The organism is Kitasatospora sp. MAA4 (genome assembly GCF_029893355.1).
In the GTDB taxonomy this organism is placed as follows: domain Bacteria; phylum Actinomycetota; class Actinomycetes; order Streptomycetales; family Streptomycetaceae; genus Kitasatospora.
Genome location: NZ_JARZAI010000020.1, coordinates 21,329 through 35,514 on the forward strand (window position 1 = coordinate 21,329; position 14,186 = coordinate 35,514).

The window sequence follows — 14,186 nt, forward strand, 5'->3', positions numbered from 1 at the left end:
GGTCAGCTCCGCTCGGCGGTCTGCAGCCGGTCCGCGACGTAGTCGACCAGCCGGCCCACCGTCAGGCCGATGATCTCGTCCAGCTCCATGCCGGCGATGAACTCGGCGAAGTTGATCCGCTCGCCCCAGCGCTGCTGGAGCTGCCCGGCCAGGGTCACCAGGTCGATGCTCTCCAGTTCCAGATCCTCGGTGAAGCGGGCCTCCATGGTGACCTCGGCGTCGTCCAGGCCGTACTCGTCCAGCACGGCGGCCAGCATGGCGGCGATCTCGCGGAGGATCTCCTGCTCGGTGACGCTCACTTGGCTGCTGCCCCTTCGTGGTTGTCGGCTGTCCGGTTGTCGGTGGCGTCCGCGGTCCACGCCACGACGTAGCGGCGCTGCGGGAGGCCGGGCGGGTTGTCGATCAGCGCGCAGTGCACCCGGTGGGTGCGCGGCCCGTCGGGCCCGGCGACGGTGACGAGCAGGGCCGACGGGTCGGCCCGGACCACCGCGAAGTCGCGTGGCCGACCACCCAGTCCGGTGCCCTCGGCCTTGGCCACCGCCTCCTTCGCCGCCCAGAAGCGGGTGAACCAGAGCGCCTCGCTGCCGCCGTGCGCGGCGCGGCAGGCCGCCAGGAGGTCCAGCTCCGCCGGGCCGAGCGCGACGGACAGGGTCGTGGCCGGACGCGCCACCACCTCCTCCAGGTCGATGCCGACTCCCGGCCCACCAGGGGTACCGGCCCGAACGAGGGCGACGGCCGCCTCTGCCCGGTGGGCGAGCGAGACGTCGAGGTCGGGGAGCGTGCGGCCGTGCAGCCCGGACACCCGGGGCCGGCCGGTCGCGTCGTTGTGCACCTCGATCTCGGCCGGGAACACCGGTCCCTCGCCCTGCTCCCACAGCCGGCGCCGCACCGCGTCCTTCACCGCGATCCGGCCCAGCAGCCACGCCCGGCGCCCGCGCGGCGGCTGCTGCTCGTACCGGGCGCGTTCGGCGGAACCCAGGTGGTTGCGCATGATCAGGTCGCGGGATGCGAGGTCGGGCCAGCGCTCGTGCAGCACCACCCAGCCGCCGGCCTGCGGGGCGGAGAGGGTGTTGCGCTCCACGAAGCGTTCGACGGGACGGGTCTCGGGGTGGCTGTCGAAGCGGCGGTCCTGCCAGCCGTGCACCTCGGCCCAGACCGTGCCGCCCGAGCGCAGCTGCACGTCGGCTTCCAGGGTGGTGTCGGTGAGCTCGGTGATGCGGATGTGGCAGTGGAGTTCGGCGCCGGGCCGGGGCGGCGGCCCGTAGAAGCGCAGCTGCCGCAGGCCGACGGGGAAGACAACGGTGCGCTCGGTGCGGGTGGCCATGATCCAGTAGCCGAGCAGCTGGCCGACGTTGTCCAGCAGTGCGCCGGGGGCGGGCGGCGCGGTGATCACGCCCCGTACGTGCCGCTCGCCGAGGGCGGTCAGTTCGGTCAGGCCCTGGAACGCCGGGCCGTGGAACATCCACCGCTCCTCGTACAGCCCGGCAGCTGTCAGCTCCGGGCTGCGCTCGCTCCCCTCGTCCACCGGCCACGGCGCGGGCGGGACGGCATGACGATCCGTCAGTTCGACGGTGCCGTGCGCGAATTCGCCGAAGGAGGCGGTGAAGCAGTCACGGCCGGCGGCCTGGAGAGTGATCTCCACGTCCAGCGGCGTCGCGGCCGGCACCCACTGCCCGAACCGCATCCCGCTCACGCCGGCGGCCACCCGCCCTGGCGCGGCTCGCTCCGCCGCGTCCAGCAGGTGCTGCACGATGGTGGTGGCCGGGACGACCGGCCAGCGGTCCGTCAGGTCGGGCCAGTCGGGACGCTGGCGGAAGAAGCAGTGGTCGCGCAGGTACGGCATGGCGTCGGGCGAGATCCGGAGCCGTACCGAGTCCCCCCGCAACGGCCGTGCCGCGCCGATCAGTTCGAGAGCTGTCCGCTCGGTGTCACGCAGCAGCGCGTCGAGTTCGGCCGCCTCCGGGAAGCGGTCGGCCAGTGCGGAGAGGCTCCCGGGTGCGACGAGCGGGCCCGGGGCCAGTTCGGCGCGCAGCGGGCCGAGGGCGGCCGGATCCAGCGAGACGAGCGCCGCGCCCAGGTCCAGCCGCACCGACGGATGCGACCGTACCGTCGGCGTCGGCGGCAGCAGCGCGGCCAGATCCGGTTCGGCGCCCTCCACCCAGAGCGCGGCGGCGACCCGGCGCAGCTGCGCCATCCCGTCCCGGTGCGGGGAGTTGGCCGCGACCAGGAGGTGCTCACGGTCGCCCAGCGTGTCGCCCACCAGCGAGGACAGCTGGCCGACTCCCAGCTGGACGAAGACCTGGAAGCCGGACGCGTACAGGGCTTCGACCAGCGGCCGGAAGCGCACCGGTTCCACCAGGTGGCGCAGGAACAGCGCGCGGACCTCGGCCTCGCTCGGTGGGAAGGGTGCGGCGGTCGTGCCGGACCACACCGGCACGGTCGGCCGGTGGAGTTCGAAGCCCTCGGCCGCCCGCTGGATCGGCGCCAGGTAGGGCGCCAGCATCGGGGTGTGGAAGCCGGAGCGGAACGGCAGCAGCTGACCCAGCACCCCCTGCGCGCGGAAGTGCCGCACCAGCTCCGCGACGGCTTGCTCGGGACCGCAGACGATCGACTGCTGCGGTGCGTTGTCGTGCGACAGGACCACTTCCCCCATGCCGTCGGCCGCCGCCATGCCCTCGGCCGAAGCCAGCGCCTCGCGCACCCGGTCGGCCGAGGCGCCGAGCGCGGCGAAGGCCAGCCCCGGGACCCGCAGCGCGTCGGGGTCGAAGGACTCCAGGAAGGCGTCCACCGAGGCACCGGAGTACAGGCCGCCGGCGGCCATCGCGGTCCACTCGCCGACGCTGTGTCCGGCCACGGCGTCCGGCCGCACGCCGATCCGGCGCAGCGCCGCGTCGAGCAGGCGGCCGAGGGCCACCACCCCGGCGCCGTGCCGCCCGAGGTCGCCGACGCCTCCCGCCAGGACGGGTCGGGGCAGGCCGAAGTGGTCGGCGACATCGTCCACGCGCGGGGCGAACTCGGCTTCCAGGCCCGGGAAGAGGAACGCCACCCGGCCGGGGACGGGCCGGGCGAGCAGCGGCTCTGGCGCGAACCAGACGTCGCCCCGCCCGCGCCAGGCCCGCCCCCGGGCGAGTGCGCGACGGGCCAGCGCCAGCCGCTTCGCGGTCGGGTCGGCGATCGCCACCCGATGGCGCGGCGCCGGGCCGCCGTGCTCCGGCAGGCCGGCGGCCAGCAGGACGCGGTCCTCGGACGCGAGCAGCGCCGCCAGCTGCTCGGGCCCCTCGGCGGCCAGCCTCAGTACCCGCTCGGGTTCGGCGACCGTGACGCGCGGCGGGACCGAGCTGACGCTGCCCGGGGCCTGTTCCAGCACCACGTGGGCGTTGATCCCGCCGAAGCCGAAGGCGTTCACCCCGGCGCGGCGGGGTCCGCCGCCGACGGTCTCCCAGGGTTGCGCGGATCCGACGGTGCGGAACCGGGTGCGGGCCAGCGCCGGGTGCGGCTCCTCGCAGTGCAGCGTGGGCAGCAGCACCGCGTGGTGCACGGCCAGCGCCGCCTTGATCAGTCCGGCGATGCCGGCGGCCGGCATGGTGTGGCCGATCATCGACTTCACGGAGCCGAGGACCGCCCGCTCCTCCCCCGCCACCGACGGGCCGAACACCTCGGCCAGCGTGGCCAGTTCGGCCGCGTCCCCGGCCGGGGTCGCGGTGCCGTGGGCCTCCAGCAGGCCGAGCGCGCCGCTCACGGCCGGGTCGAGCCCGGCCGCCCGCCAGGCCGCCCGCACCGCCCGGCTCTGGCCGCCCGGGTCGGGCGTGGCCGGCCCCGCCGTGCGGCCGTCGCTCGCCACGCCGGTGCCGCGGATCACCGCGTACACCCGGTCGCCGTCGCGCTCGGCGTCGGCGAGCCGCTTGAGCACCACCACACCGGTGCCCTCGCCGATCAGCAGCCCGTCGGCGCCCCGGTGGAACGGGCGGATCCGCTGGCTCGGGGAGAGCGCCCGCAGCTGCGCGAACACGCTCCACAGCGTGACGTCGTGGCAGTGGTGCACACCGCCCGCCAGCATCAGGTCGCAGCGCCCGCTCGCCAGCTCGCCGACCGCCTGGTCCACCGCGATCAGCGACGAGGCGCAGGCGGCGTCCACCGTGTACGCGGGCCCGCGCAGGTCGAGCCGGTTGGCGAGCCGGGACGCGGCCAGACTGGGCACCAGACCGATCGCCGACTCCGGCCGGTCGGGGCCGAGCCGGTCGGTGAACGCGGTACGCACCCGGCCGAGTTGGGCAGGCGTCAGATCGGGCAGCAGCTCGCCGAGGGTGCGCACCAGCTGGTGCGCGCTGCGGACCCGCTGGTCGAGCCGGACCAGGCCCGGCGTGAGGTACCCGCCCCGGCCCAGCACCACGCCGACCCGATCGCGATCGGGCAGCCGGTCCGGGCCGCCCGCGTCCGCAATGGCGGCCGAGGCGACCTGCAGCGCGATCAGCTGGTCGGGCTCGGTGCCGGGCACCGAGCTCGGCATGATGCCGAACCGGGTCGGCTGCACCTCGGCCGACGCGTCCACGAAGCCGCCGCGCCGGCAGTAGAGCCGGTCCGCGACCGCCGGTCCGGTGGCAGCCGCCGGGTCGTAGTAGTCCGCGTCCCAGCGGCCCTCGGGGACGTCGGTGATCGCGTCGACGCCGTCCAGCAGGTTGCGCCAGTACGTCGCCAGGTCCGGGGCACCGGGCAGCAGCACCGCCATGCCCACCACCGCCACCGGAGGGAGTTGGGTGTGCGCCACTGCGCCCCTCACCAGCCCGAGGCGGTGTAGACCACGGAACGCACCGACTCGTCGCCCCAGGCCAGTTCACGCAGCAGCGCCAGCGTGCCGGCGGCCGGGTCGATCAGCCGCACGCCCCGCCGCTCGTAGTCCCGGGCCAGCTCCGGCGAGACCATGCCGCCGTGCGGGCCGGACGGCGCCCACGGGCCCCAGTGGACGGTCAGCGCCCGGCGCCCGGTCCGGGCCGCCCAGCGGGCGCCCAGATCCTCCATCGCGTCGTTGGCCGCCGCGTAGTCGGCCTGGCCGCGGTTGCCCAGGGCGGCGGCGATGCTGCCGAAGAGCACCGTGAACCTCGGCCCGCCCGGCAGCTCGGCCAGCGCGTCGAGCAGGGCCCGCGCGCCGTCCGCCTTGGTCGCGAAGACCCGCCGGAAGGACTCCGGATCCTTCTCGGCGAGCACCTTGTCCTCAATCACGCCCGCGGCGAAGACCACGCCGTCCAACCGTCCGTGTTCGGCGTAGACCTCCTTGACCGCCTGCCGCAGAGCAGCCGGGTCGGCCGCGTCCACGACCTGGTAGCCGGCCTTCGAGCCCAGCGCGGACAGCTCGTCCAGCGTCGCCGCCACCTCGCGTCCGGCCAGCAGCCGGGAGGCGGTGCGGTCGATGTCGGCCAGCGGGACGCCCTGGTGGGCGAGCACGGCCCGCAGCGCCGACCGGTCGCGGGCGGCGGCCGTCGCCGGAGCCTCGGGGCCGTCCGGCGGTGCGGTGCGGCCCAGCAGCTCAAGGCGGCAGTGCGAGGCCGCCGCGAGCGTCGCCGCGAAGCGCGCGGTGATCCCGCGCGCGCCGCCGACCAGCAGCACCACGGCGTCGCGGTCCAGTCCCAGCGCGGCGGCCTCCGCCGCGCCGTCACCGGCCGGGCCGGCCCCGGTGCTGCCGAGCACCCCCAGGCCGCGCTCCACCAGGGCCAGGCCCTGGCGGCCCTGCGGGCCGTGCAGCACCACCGGCTCGCGGTCGTCGGCCAGCAGCTCGCCGACCAGCGCCTCGGCCACCTGCGCCGGCGTGACGCCGTCGGCGAACTCCACCAGCCGGGCCGCGGTGTCCGGGTACTCGCGGCCGATCGTCCGGAACAGTCCGCGCAGGCCGTCCGCCCGACCGCTGCGGGACGGCGCTGCGCTGCGGACGGCGAGCAGCCGGGCGGGGGCGAGGGCCAGCGCGCTCTGGAGCGCGGGCAGGCAGCCCGGCAGCACCGGCGAGCCGTCCTGGCCGAGCGGGTCCAGCAGCAGTACGCCGTCCAACGGGCCGTCGGTGGCCGACAGTTGGTGACCGGCGTCGAGCGCCAGCAGCTGCGCGCCGTGCGCGGTGAGGCGCGCCGCCAGGGCCTCGGCGACGCCGCCGCCGTCGGTGCCCAGTACGGCGAAGCGCTGACCGGTCGGCGGCTGGGACACGAGTGCGGGCAGCGGCACCGGGGTGAACTCCAGGCGGGCGGGCTCGTGGCCCTCGACGCCCACCTGCTCGGGAGGCACGGACGGCGTCTCGGGGGCCGGGCCGTCCAGCCTGCCGAGGAGCCAGCGGGTGATGGCGGCGGCGGTGCGGGCGCCGGAGAGCTGCTCGACCTCCTCGTCGCCCAGCGTGACGAGCTCGCCGCTCGGGCCGGCGGACAGTCGGCGGGCGAGTTGGCCGATGATCTCGGTGCGCTTGATGGAGTCGATGCTGAGGTCGGCCTCAAGGTCCAGGTCGGGTTCGATCATGTCGGCCGGGTAGCCGGTGCGCTCGCTGATCACCTCCACCACCGTGCGCAGCACGTCGGCCTCGCCGAAGGCGGCAGCCGCTGGAGGTTCCGGCACAACCGCCGGAGCTTCGACCGAAGTCGTCACGACCGGCACCGTCACCACCGGCACTGTCACGACCGGCGCGGCGAGCTGCGGCGCGCCGACCGCCCCGCCCAAGTGCGCGAGCAGCACGTCCCGTTGAGCCGCGACCAGCTCCCGGCTGCTCCTGAGGAACTCCGCCACCAAGGCGTCCCCGGCGGACCGGTGACCGTTCGCGTGCGGTTCCTGCGTCGTCATGAGGGCCTCCGGTACTTGTCGGGCCGGCGCCAGCGCACCGGGCAGCAGTTCTCCGGCAGCGGTACGCACCAGCTGCCCGTCCACCGTCCAGCCGGGCCGGCGCGTCGTGCGCGCCCGGCCCGCGTCCACCGCGTCGCGGCCGCGCAGCAGCCAACCCATACGCACCGGCAGCCCGGCGACGGCCAGTTCGGCCAGCGCGTCGAGGAAGCCGGGCAGGCCCGCGCGCCGCCGTTCCAGCGACACCGCCAGGTGCGGCCGGTCCGCCAGCACCGCCGACACCAACCGGGTCAGCACCGACCCGGGCCCGGCCTCGACGAACACCCGCGCGCCCGCCTCGTACATCGCCTCGATCTGCTCCGCGAAGCGCACCGGGGAGCCGATCTGCGCGGCGAGTTCGCCGCGCACCGCGGCGGGACCCGCCGGATAGCGCGCGGCCGTCCGGTTCGACCAGACCGGGAACTCCGGGCTGCGCACCGTACATCGAGCCAGGGCCGCGGCGAACCGCTCACCCGCCCCCGCGACCAGCGGACTGTGGAAGGCGCAGGCGACCGGCAGCCGCTTCACCCCGTACCCGGCCTCCGCCAGCCGCTGCATCGCCTGCGCCACCTCGTCCGTCCCGCCCGAGACGACCGTCTGGCGCGGCGCGTTGCGGTTGGCCGCCACTACCCGCCCCGCCAGCCCGGCGGCCGCCAGGACCTGCTCGACCTCCTGGGCCCCGGCCGCCACCGCCGCCATCGACCCGGGGTCCGCGCCCTCCCCGACGGCGTCCAGGATCGCGCCGGCCCGATCGGCGCTGAGCGCGGGCAGCTCCTCAGCCGCCACCGCCCCCGCCGCGCACAGCGCCACCAGCTCGCCGTAGCTGTGGCCGCCCGCCAGCTGCGGGCGCACGCCGGCCAGCCCCAGCAACTCGTACGCCGCGAGGCCGGTCATCCCGAGCGCGGGCTGGGCCATCCGGGTGTCGGTGAGCGCGGCGCGCTGGCGCTCCCGCGCCTGCGGCGTGAAGGCCGCCGGCGGGTACAGCGCGTCCGTGTAGGCCTGACCCGACCGCAGGTGCCGCTGCACGGCCGGGAAGGCCGAGAACAGCTCCGCGAACATCCCCGGACGCTGGCTGCCCTGTCCGGGGAAGAGGAACGCCACCTCTCCCCCCAGGCCGTCCTCCTCGGCCAGGTGCAGTCCGGACGCCGGGGCGCACTCCCCCGCCAGCGCCCGGCGCAGCAGCCCGGTCAGCTCCGCGAGGTCCGAGGCCACCACCGCCACCTGCACCGGCCCGCGCGCCGACTCCGCCCGCCGGGAGGCGGCCAGCGCCAGGTCGCGCAGCCGCCACGGCGAACGGTCCGCCTCGGCCTGCCGCAGCAGCTCGGCCACCTCGCGCAGGGCGCGCGCCCGGTCGGCTCCCCGGAAGGTGAAGAGTTCGGCCGGCCACTCCTGCAGAGCGTGCACCGGCGGTGGCCCGTCGTAACCCCGCAGCACCGCATGGAAGTTGGTTCCGCCGAAGCCGAACGCGCTGACGCCCGCCACCCGTTCGGCAGGCGGCGCGACCCAGGGCCGGGCCTCGGCATGGAAGGCGAACGGACTGCTCTCCTCCTGCCAGGCCGAGTTCGGCTGCTCCAGGTGCAGGGTCGGCGGCTTGACACCGGTGTGCAGCGCCAGCGACGCCTTGATCAGCCCGGCCAGGCCGGCCGCGCACTTGGTGTGCCCGATCTGCGACTTCACCGATCCCAGCGCACAACTCTGCGGCGCCGCACCGGCCTCCGCGAACACCGCGGTCAGCGTGGCCAGTTCGGTACGGTCGCCGACCACCGTGCCGGTGCCGTGCGCCTCCAGCAGCCCCACCTGGCCCGGCCCGATCCCGGCGGCGCGGTAGGCGCGCTCCAGCGCGGCCCGCTGCCCCTCGGGCCGCGGCGCCGTCAGGCCCAGCGAACGGCCGTCACTGGCGCTGCCGACGCCCTGGACCACCGCGTACACCCGGTCGCCGTCGCGCTGCGCGTCCGCCAAGCGCTTGAGCACCAGGCAGCCCACCCCCTCGCCGAGCGCGATCCCGTCCGCCGACGCGTCGAACGGGCGGGAGCGGCCGGTCGGCGAGAGCGCGTGGACCGAGGCGAAGAGCAGGAAGTCGTTGATCCCGTTGTGCAGGTCCGCGCCGCCGCACAGCGCCAGATCGCTGGTGCCCGCGACGAGTTCCTTGCAGGCCACGTCCAGCGCCGCCAGCGAGGAGGCGCAGGCCGCGTCGACGGTGAAGTTGGCGCCGCCCAGGTCCAGCCGGTTGGCGATCCGCCCGGAGATGACGTTGGCCAGCATGCCCGGGAAGGAGTCCTCGGTCAGTTTCGGCAGCTGCTCGGCGATCGCGTCGGGCACCGTGCCGAGGTAGCCGGGCAGCACCGCCGCGAGCACGCCCGCGTTGGAGAGGTCGCTGCCCGCCTCCGCCCCGAACACCACGCTGGCGCGCGAGCGGTCGAAGGCGCGACCGCCCTCGGCGCCGCCGCCGTCGTAACCCGCGTCCAGCAGCGCCCGGCGCGCCGTCTCCAGCGCCAGCAGCTGCACCGGCTCGATGCTGCCCAGCGCGGACGGCGGGATGCCGTAGCTCAGCGGGTCGAAGGGGATCCGCGGCAGGAACCCGCCCCATTTGGACGGCGTACTGCCGGGCCCGCCGTCCGCCGCGTGGTAGAGCGCCGGGTCCCAGCGCTCGGCCGGCACCTCGGTCACCGCGTCCACCCCGCCCACCACGTTCGCCCAGAACGCGGGCAGGTCGGGGGCCTGCGGGAAGATGCCCGCCATGCCGATCACCGCGATGTCCAGCGGCACGGCCTCGGGCTCCGGCGCGGCAACCGGCAGCAGGCCGAGGCGCTCCACCAGCTCCGCGGCCCGATCGGCCAGCAGGCCGGCCGCCCCGGTGCTCACCTCGGCGTGCAGCTCGGCCAGCGTCGTGGTGGCCGAGCGCAGCACCGCCACCTGCCCGGCCATGAACATGCCCCGCTCCAGCTGGCCCTGCTCGTCCACCGCGGTCAACGCGCCCGCCACCCGGTCGACGCCCTTGGCGGCGATCCGCAGGCGGCCGACGTTCAGCCGCTCCAGCTGCTCCCAGGCCTCCCGGTCCGGCACTCCCTGCGCCCGCAACTGCTCGCGCGCGGTGCGGAATTCGGTCGTGAAGGGGCTCGGCACGCACCGCGTGGCGTGCCCGGGCGCCGTCTGCAGCAGCTCCGTCGCGCGCGCCGCCAACACCTGCCGCTGGAACCGCGACCGTACCGCCCCGCAGGCTACCGCCTCCTCGGTGAACAGGTACGCGGTGCCCATCAACACCCCTGCCGCGACTCCTCGTTGCGCCAGTGGTGCGGCCATCGCCGCCACCATCGCCGCCGAGCGCGCGTCGTGCACGCCGCCGGCGAACAGCACCTCCAGGTCCGCCCGGCCCTCGCTCTCCAGGAAGTCCTCCAGGACCGCCAACTGCGCCTCCCACAGCGGGAAGCTGTGGCGCGGCCCGACATGCCCGCCGCACTCCGATCCCTCGAAGACGAACCTGCGGGCTCCGTCCTCCAGGAACTGCTGGAGCAGGCCCGGCGAGGGCACGTGCAGGAAGGTGCGGATTCCCGCTTCCTCCAGCACCCGTGCCTGCGACGGGCGCCCACCCGCGATCACCGCATGGCTGGGCCTGGCCGCCAGCACCTCCGCCAGTTGGGCACTGCGCACCTCCTCCGGCGCGAAGCCCAGGACGCCGACACCCCAAGGGAGTTCACCTACCTCGGCAGCAGTCCTGGCGAGCAGCTCGCGGGTCTGCTCCGGTCCGGCCAGCGCCAGGGCCACGCACGGCAGCGCCCCTGCCGCGGCCACCGCCGCCGCGAAGCCCGGTTGGTCGCTGACCCGGGTCATCGGCCCCTGCACCACCGGCAGCCGGGTCCCCAGCCGCTCGCCCAGCCGCGCCCCCGGTCCGAGCAGGGCCGCCGCCGCACCCGGCGCCGCCGACGCTCGCAGACCGTCCAGGACCGCCTCACGCACCGCGCGCACCGCTCGCGGGACCGTCACCCACTTCTCGGCGAACCTGGCTGCCAGAAACCCGTCCTGACCAACCGTCACTTCCTCTGCCCCGCTCGACCTGCTGGGCCGCAACGCACGGCACCCGTCCACGACGGTCGTCTCGGATCCGTCCATGCCGCGCACGGCCGCCGCGGCCTCCTGAGGCACCGCGGACTCCGCCAGCAGCGCGAGCTGACTGTCCAGCACCACCCCGGCGGCCCCGCCGGCCACGGCCGCCGCCGCCGTGCGCGGCCCGATCCCGCCCCAGGCCCAGACCGGCACCTCGATCTCGGGCTCGGCCAGCAGCTGCTGAAGCAGCACGAACGTGCTCAACTCGCCCACTCGGCCGCCGCTTTCGCACCCGCGCGCGATCAGTCCGTGGGCCCCGGCGCGGACCGCGGCCACGGCCTGCCCCAGGTCCGTCACGTCCACCAGCAGGCGGTACTCGTCACGAAGCTGGGCAATGTCCCAGCCCGGGGTGTCCGCGGCCAGCACGACGACCCGCGGACCGGCCCCGACGGCCGAGCGGAGGTCCTCGGGGACCATCCGGCAACCGGGGGCCGCCCGGACGCCGAACCCGGCAGGGGCTCTCTCCCGCAGCCGAGCGAGTTCCTCGCGCGACCGGCGATCACCGACCCCGAGGTCCAGTACGCCCACGGCGCCGGCACGGCACACGGCCTCGGCGAGCGCGGCGTCCGGTTCCTGGAAGGGGGTGATCCCGATGACGACGTCGGTCAGCGAAAAGTTGGACCTCATGGGCTCTCCGGGTTGCATCATGGTGCAGGCGGGGGGCATGAGCGAGTTCCGAAGCGGAGCACCGGGAGCAGACCCACCGTCAGGTCCACGAGGCGCCATTGCGCCGTCCCGCGATCCGGTTCACCATCAAGGCTACCGAGCGGTAAGGCCTGTCAGATTAAGCCCACGTTGCGCGTACATGTCAACCTCTCTGCACAGAGACATCGCGCCGCCGACCGGCCCCCATTCCCGACGCCAACCAGCGCGAGGAGGTCTTCGCGAGCAAAACGTGATCGTCCGGCCCGTCGCCCGATCGGCCTCCGCGCGGCCACTATGGACTCAGAGCCTGTGCGCCGCCCAGCAAGGAGCCCGATCATGACCTCCAGCAGCTCGTTCAAGCCGTGGCGCGTCGTCATCACCGACGCCGGCGTCGACACCCCGACCGACCACCGCACCAGCCAGGCCGCCGACGACCACGTCATCGCCGTGCGCGAGGCGATCGCGGCCGGCCGGTCCGGCGCCACCGGCATCCGCATCTACGTCTGGTCCGACGGCGACTGGGCGCTGTACGAGCGGGCCTACTCCGCCCAGGGCTGAGCACGCCAGGGCTGAGCACACCGGAAAACAAACCGGTTCGCCGACCTTTTCAGAAGTGACCAACCGTCAGCACATCTGGCACACAACACCCTTGACTTACCGGAGCGCAGCTGCGACACATGAGGTGTGACGCCAGCGAACCACCTCGCAGGGCCGGACCCGACCGACTCCGTCGACCGGCAGCGCTTCGACGTGTCCGCCAAGTCAGCCCGCAGCATCCCTTGTCGTCGCCACCGATGACCCGGACAAGGGTGATCTGCGGGGGGGCCCGCCCGTGGAGAGCTTCGAGAAGCTGACCCGCTTCTCACCGCGCAGACCGACCCGCTGCCAGCCGCGGCAGCGGGACTTCTCGGTGCACTCCCGGACGACACGGCCGGAGACCCCGGACGTCGGCCACGGGTGCGCCGGTCCTGACCGGATGGCGAACTGTGGCAGATTCCATGTACTTGATCGGTCCCGGCCAGCTCGGCCAGCTGCTCGGCGGCTGGCAGTCGGACGACCCCGCCTACACCGCGCTGGCCCAGCGGTTACGGGTCCTGATCCGCGAGGGCCGGCTGATCCCGGACACCCGGATCCCCCCGGAACGCGTGCTGGCGGAGCACCTCGGGCTCAGCCGCACCACCGTCACCAAGGCGTACGACCTGCTGCGCAGCGAGGGCCAGGTGCACAGCGAGCGCGGCTTCGGGACGGTCGTCTCGCTGCCGACCGCGCCACCCCCCGTCGGCCGGCCCCCGGCCGGCCGGCCGCGCCGCCCGGTCGGCGGCTGGACGGCCGACTTCACCTCGGCCGCGCTGCCCGTCCCGGCGCCGCTGATCGAGCAGGCGGTACGGCTGGCGGCCACCGACCTGGCCCGCTCGCTGGCCGGGGGCGAGTACGACCCGCGCGGCCTGCCGGAACTTCGCCAGGCGATCGCCGACCGCTACACCGCGCGCGGCCTGCCGACCTCGCCGGCCCAGCTGCTGCTGACCCAGGGGTCGCGCCACTCCTGGCAGTTACTGCTGAAGCTGCGGGCCAAACCCTCCCAACTCGTGCTGATCGAGGCCCCCTCGGCGCCGCTGGTGATGGACGCCATCTGGCTGCACGGCGCCCGGCCGTGCCCGGTGGGGCTGGGCGAGGAGGGCTGGCACACCGACATGTTCGTCACCGCGCTGCGCCAGGTGCGCCCGCAGATCGCCTTCCTCACCCCGGACTTCCAGCACCCGACCGGCCGGCTGATGTCGGCCGGCGCCCGTCAGCGGCTGGTCCGGGCGGCCCAGCAGAGCGGCACGCTGCTGGTGGCCGACGAGAGCGCCGCCGAACTACGGCTGGACGGCCCCGAGATGCCGCCCACGCTGGCCGCCCACGATCCGCTGGACACCGTGGCGCTGATCGGCTCCACCCGCGCCATGGTGGGCGACGGGCTGCGGGTCGGCTGGATCCGCGCGGCGCCCTCGATCATCCACCGCCTGGCGCTCAACAACGCCGCCCAGGGCACCGGCACCGCACCGGCCGACCAGGTCATCACCACCCATCTGCTGCACTCCGCAGACGAGTTGCTCGCCGAGCGGCGGGCCCTGCTGACCCGCCGGCGGGAGGTCCTGGTCACCGCCCTGCGCACCCACCTGCCCGGGTGGAGCTTCCGCGTGCCGACCGGTGGTTCGGCCCTGTGGGTCGACCTCGGCGCGCCGATCAGCACCGCTCTGGCCACCACCGCCGAGCGCTACCAGGTGCGCCTGCTGAGCGGTCCGCGGTTCGGCGTGGGCGGGGTGTTCGACAACTTCCTGCGGCTGCCGTACACGCTGCCCGAGCGCGCGCTGCGCGAGGGCGTACGCCTGCTCGCCCGCGCCCACGAGGAGACCACCGCCGACCCGGCGGCGAGCGACTGACGGACAGCGCGCGAGCGAGCGACCGGCGTCCGATCGGCGTCCGCCCTGCTCCGCGCCACCGCGGGCCCCGGCTGCCCTGTACAGGCCAAGCCTTGCGAATTGGCTCTTTGCTCGACTGGCCCTGTGACACATGATGTTGGGAGAGCACCGAGCCGAGCGGAATCACCACCGCGC

At 75.2% G+C, this 14,186-nt stretch carries 5 protein-coding genes; 2 read left to right on the top strand and 3 right to left on the bottom strand.

Features of this window, described 5'->3' with window-relative positions; genetic code table 11:
• Nucleotides 1–2 precede the first annotated feature (2 nt).
• The 3 genes from P3T37_RS25130 to P3T37_RS25140 are packed head-to-tail and all read right to left on the bottom strand — an operon-like array spanning nucleotide 3 to nucleotide 11,571.
• Complete coding sequence (locus tag P3T37_RS25130; protein ID WP_280726225.1) at nucleotides 3–257, bottom strand: phosphopantetheine-binding protein; 255 nt, start codon at nucleotides 255–257, stop codon at nucleotides 3–5.
• Nucleotides 258–295: 38 nt separating this feature from the next.
• Nucleotides 296–4,777 carry a beta-ketoacyl synthase N-terminal-like domain-containing protein gene (locus tag P3T37_RS25135; RefSeq protein WP_280726110.1) on the bottom strand — a complete coding sequence of 1,494 codons (4,482 nt, stop codon included), beginning with the start codon at nucleotides 4,775–4,777 and terminating at the stop codon, nucleotides 296–298.
• On the bottom strand, nucleotides 4,774–11,571 hold the full coding sequence (locus P3T37_RS25140) for a type I polyketide synthase (RefSeq protein WP_280726111.1): 6,798 nt from the start codon (nucleotides 11,569–11,571) through the stop codon (nucleotides 4,774–4,776). Before P3T37_RS25140 ends, P3T37_RS25135 begins: the two co-directional genes overlap by 4 nt.
• A 354-nt stretch (nucleotides 11,572–11,925) precedes the next feature.
• Between P3T37_RS25140 and P3T37_RS25145 the strand changes: the two genes are divergently transcribed.
• On the top strand, nucleotides 11,926–12,147 hold the full coding sequence (locus tag P3T37_RS25145; protein WP_280726112.1) for a hypothetical protein: 222 nt from the start codon (nucleotides 11,926–11,928) through the stop codon (nucleotides 12,145–12,147).
• A gap of 440 nt (nucleotides 12,148–12,587) precedes the next feature.
• Nucleotides 12,588–14,012, top strand: a complete 1,425-nt coding sequence (locus P3T37_RS25150) for a PLP-dependent aminotransferase family protein (protein WP_280726113.1) — start codon at nucleotides 12,588–12,590, stop codon at nucleotides 14,010–14,012.
• Nucleotides 14,013–14,186 lie beyond the last annotated feature (174 nt).